The sequence below is a fragment of the Niallia sp. WK069_GA_01 genome, assembly GCF_983173855.1.
On sequence record NZ_OZ470138.1, the window covers coordinates 465546 to 481272 of the forward strand.

Below are 15727 nucleotides of genomic sequence, written 5' to 3' on the forward strand. Positions count from 1 at the left end.
AGACCTCTTCAGCAAACACAAAAATAATCAAAAAATAGATACCCTATTTCTGTATAATGTTCTCCTGCCTATCAAATGCCGAATAATTATATTTCTCCTGCCTCTACTAACCAAATATCCAGAAAAATATTTTTTGAATATAACAGATATTAGCAAAAAACCAGAAAAATAGTATAATACTTCGTAATTCTTTTTAGAAAAACATTAAAATACGAACGATAAAATAAAAAATAAAATTTATAATTCGTGTTTTTCTGTCTTTCTTTTTAAAATACATACATGTTAGAATATAAACTAGGGTTTACGGTTAAATAGAGAAAAATATATGAACATGTTATAGGGAGGATTACAAATGAAGCATTTAGCACAACAAGATGAGCAAGTATATAAAGCGATTCAACAAGAATTAGGTCGTCAAAGATCCAAAATTGAATTAATTGCATCTGAGAACTTTGTCAGTGAAGCAGTGATGGAAGCACAAGGTTCTGTGTTGACAAATAAATATGCAGAAGGCTACCCTGGCAAACGTTATTATGGGGGCTGTGAATACGTAGACATCGTAGAAGATATTGCTAGAGATCGAGCGAAAGAAATTTTCGGTGGAGAATATGTAAATGTTCAGCCACATTCAGGGGCACAAGCAAACATGGCTGTTTATTTTACTGTGCTAGAACCAGGAGATACGGTGTTGGGAATGAATCTATCTCATGGTGGACATTTAACACATGGAAGTCCTGTTAATTTCAGCGGTGTTCTTTATAATTTTGTGGAATATGGTGTAGATAAAGAAACCCAATATATTAATTATGAAGATGTAAGAGAAAAAGCTTTAGCTCATAAACCCAAACTAATCGTTGCTGGTGCAAGTGCTTATCCTCGTGAAATAGATTTTAAAAAATTCCGCGAGATTGCTGATGAAGTTGGGGCTCTATTAATGGTGGACATGGCTCATATTGCTGGACTTGTTGCTGCAGGACTGCATCAAAGCCCAGTTCCATATGCTGATTTTGTAACGACTACAACTCATAAAACATTACGCGGACCACGTGGTGGAATGATTATTTGTAAAGAAGAATATGGTAAAAAAATCGATAAATCTATTTTCCCTGGAATCCAAGGCGGCCCGCTAATGCATGTTATTTCCGCTAAAGCTATCTCATTTGGCGAAGCATTACAAGATGACTTTAAAGTATATGCACAAAATGTTATCGATAATGCGAAAAGACTAGCAGAAGGCTTGCAAAAGGAAGGGTTAAACCTAGTATCTGGTGGCACAGACAATCATTTATTATTAGTAGATCTTCAATCCCTTGGCTTGACAGGAAAAGTGGCAGAGCATGTGCTAGATGAAGTAGGGATAACAGTAAATAAAAATGCTATACCGTTTGATCCGGCAAGTCCATTTGTAACAAGTGGGATCCGTATCGGTACAGCAGCCGTATCATCACGCGGTTTTGGTTTAGAAGATATGGATGAAATTGCTTCTATCATCGGTTTTACACTTAAAAACCATGATAACGAAGAAAAGTTAGCTGAGGCAGCAAAACGAGTAGAAGCTTTAACAAGTAAATTCGTTTTATATAAAGAGTTATAAGAAGTAAAAACAAACCTTGAGATTATACTTAAGGTTTGTTTTTTTTATGCTAGTAATATTGTAAGCGAACACATAAAAAAGAAGATTGTTATTTGTAGGTTAGGATATTATATAGAAGTAGATGATAATATGAATAAAAGGAAAGTATTATCAGTTGCTTCACTAGTATTTTTTCTGTAAAATAAGAAGAAGTGTGTTTTGGAAAAAAAGAAGGAAACGGAGTGAATGTTGTGGCTAAAGTATATGTATTTGATCACCCACTTATTCAGCATAAACTTACATACATTAGAGAAGTTCAAACAGGTACAAAGGAATTTAGAGAACTAGTAGATGAAGTGGCTACATTAATGGCTTTTGAAATCACTCGTGATATGCCTTTAGAAGAAATAGAAATTGAAACACCTGTAAGTATAACAAAATCGAAAGTCCTATCTGGAAAAAAATTAGGAATTATCCCTATTTTACGTGCGGGTATTGGAATGGTTGATGGTATTTTGAAATTAATCCCAGCGGCTAAAGTTGGCCATATCGGTTTATATCGTGATCCTAAAACGCTAAAACCAGTAGAGTATTATGTTAAACTTCCATCTGATGTGGAAGAAAGAGACTTTATCGTAGTAGACCCAATGCTTGCGACTGGAGGATCTGCTATAGAAGCAATTAACTCTTTAAAAAACCGCGGTGGAAAAAATATTAAATTTATGTGTTTAATCGCTGCTCCAGAGGGAGTAGAAGCTCTAAAAGAGGCACATCCAGATGTGGATATTTATATTGCAGCACTAGATGAAAAATTGAACGAAAAAGGTTATATTGTTCCAGGTCTTGGAGATGCAGGAGACCGTTTGTTTGGTACAAAATAATTAATAGCAACATTTTAAGCCAGTCACTTATCTAAAGTGACGGCTTTTTTTTCGTTTTAGGAAATTATAAACGAAAACATCTTTTTTCATCCCATGAATACTTCTTTCTAGAAAGAGAAATACTCGCAAATCTTTTCTTCCGTTTAAATTTTCTCCTCACACATAATTTTCTCTCGAAGTGAAACGATAAGCAATACTATACCTATTTAACAATATATTCTTCCATTTATTTCATAATCCAAAAGGAGTCGCATCATGAAAAAACTTATCATACTACTAATAGCTTTATCGATTCTCCCTTGGACCAATGATATACATGCTGTCTCAATAAATCTCCCTTCTATTCCGAAAGAAAGCCTTAATGAACGGACAATTGCGATCATCCAAACAGGTGATAATCTCACTAGTAAAGAAATAGACCATCTGTTATCTACATTTAAAACGATAAAAAAACGAAATATGTTTCATGAGGTTTTTAATGGATTTTCAGTAGAAGGATCGAAAGAGGAATTAAACAAATTAGCTCAAAACCATGCAGTTGAGTGGGTTGCTCCTATACAAACTTATACTGTTGAAAATGAAAATCCAGTGCAGTTGATTGGAGCAGAAGCAATTACAGAGAAAATCAATCAATCATTCAAACATTTAACGGGAAAAGGTATTAAAGTAGGGGTAATAGATACTGGTATAGATTATACGCATCCTGATTTACGAAGAAACTATAAAAAAGGCTGGGATTTTGTAGATCAAGATCGAGATCCGATGGAAACAAAAGGGAAAGGGCAAAGGAATACATTGCATGGAACCCATGTTGCCGGCATTATTGCTGCGGATGGAAAAATAAAAGGAGTTGCTCCGAAAGCAGAAATTATCGCATATCGAGCACTTGGCCCAGGAGGATCTGGAACAACAGAACAGATTTTGGCCGCAATTGAACAAGCAATAAAAGATCATGTCGATATAGTAAATCTCTCATTAGGAAGTGAAATAAATGGTCCTGATCTTCCTATTAGCCTTGCTTTAAATAAAGTTGTTGAAAAAGGAATTATTGCAGTTGCAGCAGCGGGAAATTCAGGACCATCAGAATGGACAGTAGGTTCTCCTGGAACAGCTAGTAAAGCTATATCCGTTGGAGCTTCCACTCCTAATATGCAAATTTCCTTTTTCAAAATAAATAATAAACCATTCCTTTTAAATAGCATGAAAAAAAGCGAAGGATGGAAAAAATCAACACAGTTGAATATAGTAAATGGTGGACTAGGGGAAAAAGAAAATTTACACAATGTAAAGGGCAAGATAGTTTTATTAGAAAGAGGGAAATTGACGTTTACAGAAAAGGTGATAAACGCTTATCAGGCAGGAGCAAAAGCAGTATTAATTTCTAATAATATAGAAGGACCTCTTATCGGAAGCTTAGAAAGGGAAATGCCTATTCCTGTTGCAGGAATAACAAAAATAGAAGGAACCATGATAAAAGAAAAAATGAAAAGTGGTCCTCTGTACATCCGTGTTGAAACAAGATGGGAAAAAGATGTATTAGCAGATTTCAGTTCAAGAGGCCCTGTTACGAGTACCTGGGATATAAAACCAGATGTACTTGCCCCTGGTGTTGTGATAAATAGCACAGTGCCAGGCGGATACATGCCACTCCAAGGAACAAGTATGGCAGCGCCCCATGTAGCGGGAGCATGTGCATTAATAGTAGAGGCGCACCCTAATTGGACACCGGAAGAAGTAAAGGCAGCGCTGATGAATACTGCAATGCCTATGATGGATCGAGAAGAAAATGTATATAAAGTATATGAACAAGGGGCGGGAAGAATTCAAGTGGACGAAGCGATTCAGGCAAATGTCCTTTTGATGCCAGGTTCAATTCGTTTTGGCAAGTTTCAGCTGGTGGACCACCTTCATGAGCATACTGCTTATATAAAGGTGAAAAATGTTAGTAAGACAGCTGAGCGCATTTCCTTTTCTATACCAAAAAAGAAAGAAGGAATAAGCTGGGTTCTTCCCTTTTCCTTCAATTTACAGCCAGGTGAAACAAAAAAATTGCCCATTAGGATGATGGTAAACAGCGAAGTTTTTAAAGGAAAGCTTCATGATGGCACAATAGAGGTAAGAGCAGGAAAACAACAAATGCATATTCCGTATTTATATGTGTTAGAAGAACCTGACTACCCGAGAATAATGGGGTTTGAACTCATTAAAGACAAAAAGAAAAATAAGTATGAGTATGAAGTTTATCTTCCAGGCGGAGCGGAAGAATTTGGCATTGCATTATTTGAGAAAGAAAATCTGCAGTTTATACAATTTCTCGATTGGAAAAAGGATGTTAGAAGAGGGATGCTGAAATCGCAAATAAAGGAATCGAACATACCGAAGGATGGGGCATATATCGTAAAAATATTTGCAAAAAAATCAGGAAAAGAGGATGTAATCACTTCTGATTTGTCTATTGAACAGAAAAAGTAAAATAATTTGTATTATATTATAGAAGAAACACAGTTTTATAAAGCTGAAAAAAGCAAAGTTGAACCGTTAAGGAAAAGTAACGAAGCATACTTTATCATAATCAATAGAACGTTACAATATAAAGAAGAAACACACACTCTTTAAGAACTGTTTCTTCTTTATATCGATTAAATTAAGTGGAAATCTTAAAAGTGTGTGAATTAATTCTTGAACTTATAGAAAAAAAGTTATTTCATGTTAAAATAAAAAAGGTAGAAAGCTTGAACGGATTTTTTTTCAATATCCACCTATTTGTAACATTTAGTGTGTTTTTTTGATAGAATCCGTTTACAATAATAGTATCATGAATATATTGTGAAATATATGATTGTAGCGTTTTCACGTTGTTAATACTAATTGACATTGACTTTAGCTTATTGTATGCTTACAAAAGGGAGAATGACAGGGTTTTCAGCGTGTTTTCGCATCTGGATTCAGGCGTTTTTTTAAAGAAATTGCCTTATTTTCTTGATTCGTCTACTAGTTTCTAGCGTGTTTATTTTCTAGTAATTCGTGCTGCATACATACTGATATTCAACTGAAGATTTTTCAGAAAGAAAGTAGTGATCAGGAAATTGGCTAATATGCTTGAAATTAGGCTGATGCTATCAAGACAAAAGAAATACATATCCGTTTTATTGTCTTTATATTTAATAGGGTGGGCTTTGACTCCGTTCCAGCCGGTGTTTCTAGGGCTAATTATTGGAACTGGTTTAAGCTTTTTTAACATGTTTTTGCTAGTAAGAAGAATGGGGAAATTTAGTAAAGCTATTGATGAAGGAAAAAAATCAGCTTCATTAGGCATGTTGTCAAGAATGGCAACAGCGATACTTGGAGTGGCGATAGCTATGGAGTACCCTGAACATGTTCATCTTATTAGTGTGGTTATTGGATTAATGACTTCCTATGTAGTCATTATGATAGATTTCTTATTAAATACTATTCAAATAGGTAGTAACAAAAAAGAGAGGTGAACATGATTGGAACATAAAGAACCGATGATATACCATTTGTTTGGCATCGATTTTTTGCAGTTTAATTTAGCGAATGTATTGATGATTACTATCGCAAGTGCAATTGTATTTTTGATAGCTGTTCTTGCGACACGTAAACTGGCGCTAAAGCCTACAGGCCTACAGAACTTTATGGAGTGGGTAATGGACTTCGTAAAAAACATCATCAACAGTACAATGGACTGGAAAGATGGTGGTAAATTCCATGTTTTGGGCATTACCGTTATATTTTATATTTTTGTATCAAATATGTTAGGACTTCCTTTTTCAATTGTTATACATGGAGAGCTTTGGTGGAAATCACCGACTGCTGATCCTACCATCACATTAACGCTAGCGGTAATGATTATTGCGCTAACTCATTATTATGGTATTAAACAAAAAGGATTTAAAGAATATTCTAAAGGTTTTATAAGTCCAATGAAGTTTTTATTTCCTTTGAAAATCATAGAAGAGTTTGCAAATACTCTTACTCTTGGTTTGCGTCTCTACGGTAACATATACGCAGGTGAATTGTTACTATCCCTTTTAGTAGGATCGTTAGCCGGTACAGGCATAGCAGGATTTATTGCGGCGATTCCTTTAACATTTGTATGGCAAGGCTTCTCAATCTTTGTCGGTACAATCCAGGCTTATATCTTTACAATGTTAACAATGGTTTACATGTCTCATAAAGTTAGTCATGACCATTAATATATACCCTTTTGCAATAAAAGGAGAAAATAAAAAATACAGGATTTTTATAAATTAGGAGGAAGTAAAATGAATCTTATAGCAGCAGCAATAGCAATCGGTTTAGCAGCAGTAGGTGCAGGGATTGGTAACGGATTAATCGTAGGTCGTACAGTAGAAGGAATTGCTCGTCAACCAGAAGCACGCGGCTTACTTCAAACAACAATGTTCATCGGTGTTGCATTAGTAGAAGCACTTCCAATTATCGGTGTAGTAATCGCATTTATGGTATTAAACCGTTAATTAATAATCTTATCTGAATGTGGCGAAGACAATCTTCTATAAGAACTTCGCCTTTCCTTTATGTCTTAAAAGTAGTAATGGTTGAGTTTTGAAGGGAGTGAACCAAGTGTTAACTAACAGTTTAGTTTTGGGAGCTGCAGAGGCTGCAACTCATAAATTAATAAATGGTGGAGATATTTTATTTCAGCTAGTTATTTTTATCGTTCTTCTCGCTTTATTGAAAAAATTTGCTTGGGGTCCATTAATGGGAATCATGAAGCAACGGGAAGAATTTGTTACGAATGAAATCGAAGCAGCAGAAAAAAGCCGTAAAGACGCGGCTGCCGTTTTAGAAGAACAACGAGCATTATTAAAAGAAGCGCGAGTAGATGCACAAAACTTAATGGAAAAAGCAAAAGCTCAAGGTGATGCACAAAGAGAAATCATTATTGCAGATGCAAAAAAAGACGCAGAACGTTTAAAGAATTCTGCCTTGCTTGAAATTGATCAGCAAAAAGAAAAGGCTGTTGCAGCTATTCGTGATCAAGTAGCTTCATTATCTGTATTAATCGCTTCTAAAGTAATGGAAAAAGAATTAAACGAACAAGATCAAGAGAAGCTTATTAATGATTACATACAAGAGGTAGGCGAAAAACGATGATGGATATAGGAGTTTCAAAGCGTTATGCTTTAGCCCTTTTCCAAATCGCAAAAGAGGTCGGCAGCGTCGATCAATTGGAAGAGGAAGTTCGTGTTGTAAAAACATTATTTACTACTTCATCTGAGCTGCATCTTGTCTTTAAATCTCCTAATATTTCATTAGAGAAAAAGAAAGAGTTAGTAAAGAATGCTTTTGCTTCTACAAGCAGTCATTTACAAAACTTATTGATGTTGTTGATAGATCGTCATCGTGAAGACTATATTGCAGAAATATGTGATCAATTTTTATATTTAATAAATGAAGAAAAAGGGATTGCAGATGCAAAAGTCTATTCTGTGCGACCATTATCAGATGATGAAAAGAGAGCAATATCTGCTACTTTTGCAGCAAAAGTAGGCAAAGTATCGCTTAATATAGAAAATATAGTAGAGTCCAACCTTTTAGGTGGAATAATTGTTCGAATTGGGAACCAGATTTTTGACGGAAGTCTACAAGGCAAATTAGATCGTCTACAACGAAAATTACTAGGATAGTATTACTAGATAGGGGTGAAACGCATGAGCATCAAAGCGGAAGAAATTAGTGCTCTTATAAAAAAGCAAATTGAAAATTATCAATCAGAAGTTCAAGTGAGTGAAGTCGGTACGGTTATTAGTATTGGTGATGGTATCGCACGTGTTCATGGGCTGGACAATTGTATGGCTGGTGAACTGGTTGAGTTTTCAAATGGCGTAATGGGCTTAGCGCAAAACTTAGAAGAAAGCAATGTTGGTATCATTATTCTTGGACCCTTCACAGATATTCGTGAAGGAGATGAAGTTCGTCGTACAGGAAGAATTATGGAAGTTCCTGTGGGAGATGAATTAGTTGGTCGTGTTGTAAATCCACTTGGTCAACCAGTTGATGGACTTGGTCCTATTAGCTCAAGCAAAACAAGACCAATCGAATTCTTAGCACCTGGTGTTATGGATCGTAAATCTGTTAGTGAACCGCTTCAAACAGGTATTAAAGCGATTGACGCACTTGTTCCAATTGGTCGTGGACAGCGTGAACTTATAATCGGTGACCGCCAAACAGGTAAAACTTCTGTAGCAATCGATACAATCTTAAATCAAAAAGACCAAGACATGATTTGTATTTACGTTGCAATCGGTCAAAAAGAGTCAACAGTTCGTAATGCGGTAGAAACGCTTCGCAAGCATGGTGCACTAGATTATTCAATCGTAGTAACAGCATCTGCGTCTCAACCAGCACCATTATTATACTTAGCTCCATATGCAGGTGTAGCAATGGGAGAAGAATTTATGTACAATGGCAAACACGTTTTAATTGTGTATGATGACTTGTCAAAACAAGCTTCTGCATATCGTGAACTGTCGTTGCTGTTGCGTCGTCCTCCAGGTCGTGAAGCATATCCAGGGGATGTATTCTATTTGCATTCTCGTTTACTAGAACGTGCTGCGAAGTTAAGTGATGCAAAAGGTGGAGGATCTATTACAGCACTTCCATTTATTGAAACACAAGCAGGAGACGTATCTGCATATATTCCAACAAACGTTATTTCCATCACAGATGGGCAGATTTTCTTGCAGTCTGATTTGTTCTTCTCTGGTGTTCGTCCAGCTATTAACGCAGGTTTATCTGTATCTCGTGTAGGTGGCTCAGCACAGATTAAAGCGATGAAAAAGGTTGCAGGTACTTTGCGTCTTGATCTTGCATCATATCGTGAGTTAGAGTCATTTGCTCAGTTTGGATCTGACTTAGATAAAGCGACACAAGCTAAATTAAATCGTGGTGCACGTACAGTAGAAGTATTAAAGCAGGATTTAAATAAACCATTAAAAGTCGAAAAACAAGTTGCTATTCTTTATGCATTAACACGTGGATTCCTTGATGATATTCCAGTTCATGATATTAGTCGTTTTGAAGAGGAGTATTTTAATTGGTTAGATCACAACCGCAAAGATTTGTTAGACACAATCGTATCAACAAAGGAACTTCCAGCTGACGATGATATGGGTGCAGCTATTAACGAGTTTAAAAAATCATTTGTAGTTTCTGAATAAGAAGACAAATTCAGAGTGTAGACAAAGTTAATTTTGCAATCCTTCAGGCTGATCGAAAACATTTGTTGAAAGCCTGAAACTTATGAATGGTGGTGAGAATAATTGGCATCATTACGTGATATAAAATCTCGTATTAATTCTACAAAAAAAACGAGCCAAATAACAAAAGCCATGCAAATGGTATATTCAGCTAAAATGAACCGGGCCGTATTAAATGTAAAATCATTTGCCCCATATATGACAAAGATGGAAGAAGTAACCCATTCTGTTGCATTAGGAAGTTCTTCGGCAGCACATCCTATGCTTCAGAATCGTCCAGTTAAAAAAACAGGATACATTATTATTTCTTCAGAACGTGGACTTGCGGGTGCTTATAATAGTAATGTTTTGAGAAAACTTAGCCAAACAATTAGGGAACGTCATCAGTCAAAAGATGAATATGCCATTATTGTTATAGGAAGATTAGGTCGGGATTTCTTAGTTAAACAGGGATTTAACGTAGTATTAGACGTTATTGGTATTCCAGATTTGCCTGATTTTTTAGATATCAAAGATGTAGCTAGTAAATCTGTGGGAATGTTTGCGGATGGGACATACGACGAACTAAATATTTATTACAGTCATTATGTGAGTGCCATACAACAAGATGTTGTCGAGAAGAAAATTCTTCCACTAACAGATTTGGATAGTACGGCAACTACCCTTACTTCCTATGAGTTTGAGCCATCAGCAGAAGAAATATTGGATGCACTGCTGCCTCAGTATGCCGAGAGTTTAATCTATGGCGCATTGCTTGATAGTAAGGCAAGTGAGCATTCTGCAAGGATGACGGCAATGAAAAATTCAACAGATAACGCAAAAGAAATTATCGATAACTTAAGTTTAGTCTATAACCGTGCACGACAAGCAGCGATTACACAAGAAATTACCGAAATTGTCGGTGGAGCTGCAGCTTTAGAATAGTTCCTATTTAGGAAAAAGGTTGTATCATCATAAAGACTTTGTATCCCATTATTTATTTGAACCAAAAGTATATAATGGGAGGCAAGTCATTTGTTTGGACACCTTTGTTTTAAGAGAAGGTTTAGGAGGGAATATAATGAGCTTAGGACGAGTTCTTCAAGTAATGGGACCAGTTGTTGACGTTAAGTTCGACGGAGGATATTTACCGGATATTAACAACTCATTAAAAGTAATTCAAAATGCTGGTAATGATGCTACTGTCGAATTAACACTTGAAGTGGCCCTTCATTTAGGCGATAACACAGTTCGGACTATTGCAATGTCTTCAACAGATGGAATTACCAGAGGTACGCAAGTGGAGGATTCTGGTAAACCAATTTCAGTTCCAGTCGGGGATGTTACACTAGGACGTGTATTTAATGTTTTAGGAGAAACAATTGATTTAGATCCAGCGATTCCTGCAGAAGCAAGACGTGATTCTATTCATAGAGAAGCTCCTAAGTTTGAACAGCTTTCTACACAAGTTGAAATTTTAGAAACTGGTATTAAAGTTGTCGATTTACTTGCCCCTTATATTAAAGGTGGGAAAATTGGATTGTTCGGTGGAGCAGGAGTTGGTAAAACGGTCCTAATCCAAGAATTGATCAACAACATCGCACAAGAACACGGTGGTATCTCTGTGTTTGCTGGGGTTGGAGAACGTACTCGTGAAGGTAATGACCTTTACTTTGAAATGACTGATTCAGGAGTTATCAAAAAAACAGCGATGGTATTTGGACAAATGAATGAACCACCTGGTGCACGTATGCGCGTTGCATTAACAGGATTGACGATGGCGGAATATTTCCGTGATGAACAAGGTCAGGACGTTCTATTCTTTATCGATAATATTTTCCGTTTCACTCAAGCGGGTTCTGAAGTATCAGCACTTCTTGGCCGTATGCCTTCAGCGGTTGGTTACCAGCCAACACTTGCTACTGAAATGGGTAGATTGCAAGAACGTATCACATCAACAAGTGTTGGTTCTGTAACATCTATCCAGGCAATTTATGTGCCAGCGGATGACTACACAGATCCAGCGCCAGCTACAACATTTGCTCACTTGGATGCAACAACAAACCTTGAGCGTAAGCTAACAGAAATGGGTATTTATCCTGCTGTTGATCCGTTGGCTTCTACTTCTCGTGCGTTATCTGCAGAAATTGTAGGGGAAGAGCATTATAATATCGCACGTCAAGTACAGTCAACATTACAACGTTATAAAGAACTACAAGATATCATCAGTATCCTAGGTATGGATGAGTTAAGTGATGAAGATAAACTTATTGTACACCGTGCAAGAAGAGTTCAATTCTTCTTATCACAAAACTTCCATGTTGCTGAACAGTTTACAGGCCAACCAGGATCTTATGTACCTGTAAAAGAGACAGTAAAAGGATTTAAAGATATCTTAGAGGGTAAATATGACCATCTTCCAGAAGATGCATTCCGTCTTGTAGGACGTATCGAGGAAGCTGTTGAGAGTGCAAAAAAAATGGGTGTTGAAGTTTAAACATAATCAGGAGGGGTAGAAATGAAGACGATTAAAGTCAATGTAGTAACTCCTGATGGCCCGGTGCATGAATCAGACGTTGAGATGGTTATCGCAAAAGCAGAAAGTGGAGAATTAGGGATATTGGCAGGCCATATTCCAATGGTTGCTCCTTTAAAAATTGGAGCGATTCACTTGAAAAATGGTAAGTCTTCTGAATATATTGCTGTAAACGGTGGTATATTGGAAGTGCGTCCAGAACAAGTAACCGTTCTTGCTCAATCTGCTGAAAGTGCGGAAAAAATTGATTATGATCGTGCCGTGCGGGCTAAGGAGCGTGCCGAAAGCAGAATACATGAACAGAAACAAGAACATGTAGATTTCAATCGTGCAGAACTTGCTCTTAAACGTGCAATGAATCGTATATCCATTGTTGAAAAAAAATATTAATTGCTATAAAAACCTCTCCATTGTTCAAAGTAACAATGGAGAGGTTTTTTGTCTTCATAAAATATAATCATGCTTTTTTAATGAATGTATTTTTAATACAAGGTTTATTCATCCTCAGTATACGTCCAATTTTTTAGCTAGCAGGGAGTATTCTGAATAGACAAAGATTCCTATGGGAATTGCGGGACAGGTGAGGCCACGCAGGAGCAAAGCTCCGAGGAGGGTCAGGCGTAGCCCCATGGAAAGCGAAGTGTATTCTGACTGCGGACCCCATTGAGAGAACCAAAGCCTATATTCAGGGTAGCCAAGAAATAAAAAAAATGAAACCTTTTTGGAGGCAAACTCGTCAAATAAGAGTTAGTGATTTTAGGAAGAGTTTTGGATTGGAGGAAGAGTCTATTTGATTTCAAATTTCGGACAACAAGCATTACTTAGCATCACCTCCCATGTTATCTTTATTGCATTAGCATGGTGGGCATTACAATCCTTAAATTTTGATAAATTCCTTCGGGCAAACAAAGTTTTTCAAGCAAGAGTATTATATGTTTTATTGTCCATCATTATTGGTTCACTTGTAAGCAATTTCTTTTTAGATTATTTAACATGGTCGCAACAACTTCCATTAATTATGCAGTGAAAATCAATTATGAATAATTTACCAATAAATATAGGTCTTCGTACATGTTTTCTTTTATGATTTTTTTCAGTACAATTCAAATTGCGTGTGCACAAAAAAACAATCAGAAGAGACTTCTTTTCATCACCATTTAGTTCGGGAGTCCTCTGTCCTAATAGATAGTATGTTTCATGATAGAAAATATATTCTTGTCAAAAAGTGACGACAATTCCTCTGTATGCAATCCCTCACCATGGACAGAATGGTAGTATGGGGGAGGAATTAATAATGAAGCATAATATATTTTATATCACTTTAACTATCTTAATGGGTTTTGCTGTTTGGACATTTGGGAATAACACCATTAGTGCGCAAAAACAGCTTGATTTGTTTACTATAAATGATTTACTGAAAAACGAAAAGAATATTACCATCAATGAATGGTCTCTAAATGCAAGAGAAAAATTGGAGAATGTTAAATCATTCGAAGATGCAAAAAAATATCAAACATTAATAAGCAAAAAATTCCCGAAAGCAAAATGGGTGGAAGTAAAGAATCGACAAAGCTGGCAAATGAAAGCTTTTTTACATGCTAATCAAAACATGGAAGAAACTTTTACCATTACTATGTCTTTAACAACCGAAACCCCGCAATCATATATTATGTATGAGGCAAAAGGGAAGGAGTTAAATGACAAAATAGATAAAAAGCTTCAGTTGGAAATGAAAGAAAATATTTCTGCCATATTTCGGGGTAAACCAACAATTTTCTCTTGTATAAAAGGCGAATTCAATGATAAGATTAATGAGACTTTGCCTTATTATGTAAACCATTTGCTAAGTGTTTTTCAAGCAAAACAAATGGAGGCGTTAAAAGAGGCTGAATTTATTTCAACTTCTGCATATACACCAATATTTGATGAGACAATTCAAAACAAAGAAAAGGCAATGAATTTACAATTAGGAATAAGAACACAAGGAATGGGCGGCAAAACTACCATTGTAGTTGGCACACCCATCATAACGATTGAATATTAATATAGAGATATTGGACGCGGAGGGGAATACACTTTGGATAAAATCATCGTCCGCGGCGGAAAAAGGTTAAATGGAACGGTTAAAGTAGAAGGCGCAAAGAATGCCGTTTTGCCTGTAATCGCCGCTACATTATTAGCAAGTGATGGAAAAAGTATTATTAAATCAGTTCCAACTCTTTCTGATGTATATACAATTAATGAAGTACTTCGCTTTTTAAATGCGGAAGTACAATTTAATAATAATGAAGTTGTTGTAGATGCATCAAAAGAATTAAAAGTGGAAGCACCTTTTGAATATGTTCGTAAAATGCGTGCTTCAGTTTTGGTTATGGGTTCACTGCTTGCTAGAAACGGAAGAGCAAGAGTGGCATTGCCAGGTGGCTGTGCAATTGGTTCAAGACCAATTGATCAGCATCTTAAAGGCTTTGAGGCAATGGGAGCAAAAGTGCAGGTTGGTAATGGCTTTATCGAAGCATCTGTTGAAGATCGCCTGCAAGGTGCAAAAATTTATTTAGATTTCCCAAGTGTTGGTGCTACAGAAAATATTATGATGGCAGCAACTTTGGCAAAAGGAACAACTATCATTGAAAATGTTGCAAAAGAACCTGAGATTGTAGACTTAGCTAATTTCTTAAATAAGATGGGAGCTAAAGTTAGAGGAGCAGGTACTGGTACGATTCGTATTGAAGGAGTGGATGTTTTATTCGGTGCAGAACATGCAATAATTCCGGATAGAATTGAGGCAGGAACATTTTTAGTTGCCGCTGCTATTACAGGCGGAGATGTCCTTGTTCAAGGTGCTGTTCCTGAACATTTATCTTCCTTAATTGCTAAGATGGAAGAGATGGGTGTTGTGTTTAAGGAAGAAGAAGACGGCATCCGTGTGATTAGTGCAAATAATTTAAAGGCAGTAGATATTAAAACAATGCCGCACCCTGGATTTCCAACAGATATGCAGTCACAAATGATGGCGTTGTTACTACGAGCTAAAGGAACAAGCATGATTACTGAAACTGTTTTTGAAAACCGTTTTATGCATGTGGAAGAATTTAGACGTATGAATGGTGATGTGAAAATTGAAGGCCGTTCTGTCATTATGAATGGACCTACAAACCTGCAAGGTGCTGAAGTAGCAGCAACGGATCTTCGTGCTGCGGCTGCATTAATTTTATCTGGCCTTGTGGCAGAAGGAATTACTCGTGTAACAGAACTTAAGCATCTAGACCGTGGATATGTTAATTTTCATCAAAAACTGGCTGCAATAGGCGCTGATATTGAAAGGGTAACAGAAGAAGAGGAAGTAACATTAACAGCATCATTTGTTGCTGATTTAAATGCATAATAGTTTTTAACTGCAAATCCTATTTATCCGAACTTGTGATAAATAAGATTTGCAGTTTTTTTGTTGCTTTACTTTATATCGAAGTTGGATTAATGGATTGTTTTGCCTGCATTAATACGGCTGAATGGT

The 15727-nt window shown here is 36.4% G+C and carries 15 protein-coding genes; all 15 read left to right on the forward strand.

Annotation, left to right across the window (positions count from 1 at the left end):
* Window positions 1–352 precede the first annotated feature (352 nt).
* The 15 genes from glyA to murA all read left to right on the forward strand — a co-directional run bounded on the left by glyA (window position 353) and on the right by murA (window position 15598).
* Window positions 353–1594 carry a serine hydroxymethyltransferase gene (gene glyA / locus AC5LWL_RS02220; RefSeq protein WP_493432820.1) on the forward strand — a complete coding sequence of 414 codons (1242 nt, stop codon included), beginning with the start codon at window positions 353–355 and terminating at the stop codon, window positions 1592–1594.
* Between the two features lie 230 nt (window positions 1595–1824).
* Window positions 1825–2454, forward strand: coding sequence for a uracil phosphoribosyltransferase (upp, locus tag AC5LWL_RS02225; protein ID WP_493432821.1), 630 nt, complete (start codon window positions 1825–1827; stop codon window positions 2452–2454).
* Between the two features lie 255 nt (window positions 2455–2709).
* Window positions 2710–4926: a S8 family serine peptidase gene (locus AC5LWL_RS02230; protein ID WP_493432822.1), complete on the forward strand. Its 2217-nt coding sequence runs from the start codon at window positions 2710–2712 to the stop codon at window positions 4924–4926.
* Between the two features lie 623 nt (window positions 4927–5549).
* Window positions 5550–5939 carry an ATP synthase subunit I gene (locus AC5LWL_RS02235; protein WP_493432823.1) on the forward strand — a complete coding sequence of 130 codons (390 nt, stop codon included), beginning with the start codon at window positions 5550–5552 and terminating at the stop codon, window positions 5937–5939.
* A gap of 24 nt (window positions 5940–5963) precedes the next feature.
* Window positions 5964–6671 (forward strand): F0F1 ATP synthase subunit A, encoded by a 708-nt coding sequence (gene atpB, locus AC5LWL_RS02240; protein ID WP_493436516.1) that lies wholly within the window; start codon window positions 5964–5966, stop codon window positions 6669–6671.
* A 69-nt stretch (window positions 6672–6740) separates the two neighbouring features.
* Entirely contained in the window at window positions 6741–6953 is a 213-nt protein-coding gene (gene atpE / locus AC5LWL_RS02245; RefSeq protein ID WP_027323467.1) for a F0F1 ATP synthase subunit C, read from the forward strand.
* A gap of 106 nt (window positions 6954–7059) precedes the next feature.
* On the forward strand, window positions 7060–7593 hold the full coding sequence (gene atpF, locus AC5LWL_RS02250; RefSeq protein WP_493432824.1) for a F0F1 ATP synthase subunit B: 534 nt from the start codon (window positions 7060–7062) through the stop codon (window positions 7591–7593).
* Window positions 7590–8126, forward strand: a complete 537-nt coding sequence (locus AC5LWL_RS02255) for a F0F1 ATP synthase subunit delta (protein ID WP_493432825.1) — start codon at window positions 7590–7592, stop codon at window positions 8124–8126. Before atpF ends, AC5LWL_RS02255 begins: the two co-directional genes overlap by 4 nt.
* 24 nt (window positions 8127–8150) lie before the next feature.
* The gene (gene atpA / locus AC5LWL_RS02260; protein ID WP_493432826.1) at window positions 8151–9659 is read left to right on the forward strand and encodes a F0F1 ATP synthase subunit alpha; all 1509 of its coding nucleotides are present in this window, start codon (window positions 8151–8153) and stop codon (window positions 9657–9659) included.
* A 102-nt stretch (window positions 9660–9761) separates the two neighbouring features.
* Window positions 9762–10622 carry an ATP synthase F1 subunit gamma gene (atpG, locus tag AC5LWL_RS02265; protein ID WP_493432827.1) on the forward strand — a complete coding sequence of 287 codons (861 nt, stop codon included), beginning with the start codon at window positions 9762–9764 and terminating at the stop codon, window positions 10620–10622.
* 136 nt (window positions 10623–10758) lie between these two features.
* Window positions 10759–12174, forward strand: a complete 1416-nt coding sequence (atpD, locus tag AC5LWL_RS02270; RefSeq protein ID WP_493432828.1) for a F0F1 ATP synthase subunit beta — start codon at window positions 10759–10761, stop codon at window positions 12172–12174.
* A 21-nt stretch (window positions 12175–12195) separates the two neighbouring features.
* Window positions 12196–12603, forward strand: a complete 408-nt coding sequence (locus AC5LWL_RS02275; RefSeq protein WP_493432829.1) for a F0F1 ATP synthase subunit epsilon — start codon at window positions 12196–12198, stop codon at window positions 12601–12603.
* A 400-nt stretch (window positions 12604–13003) separates the two neighbouring features.
* Complete coding sequence (locus AC5LWL_RS02280) at window positions 13004–13240, forward strand: DUF1146 family protein (protein WP_493432830.1); 237 nt, start codon at window positions 13004–13006, stop codon at window positions 13238–13240.
* 267 nt (window positions 13241–13507) lie between these two features.
* Window positions 13508–14257, forward strand: a complete 750-nt coding sequence (locus AC5LWL_RS02285) for a YwmB family TATA-box binding protein (protein ID WP_493432831.1) — start codon at window positions 13508–13510, stop codon at window positions 14255–14257.
* Window positions 14258–14290: 33 nt separating this feature from the next.
* Window positions 14291–15598 (forward strand): UDP-N-acetylglucosamine 1-carboxyvinyltransferase, encoded by a 1308-nt coding sequence (gene murA / locus AC5LWL_RS02290; RefSeq protein ID WP_493432832.1) that lies wholly within the window; start codon window positions 14291–14293, stop codon window positions 15596–15598.
* Window positions 15599–15727: the final 129 nt, after the last annotated feature.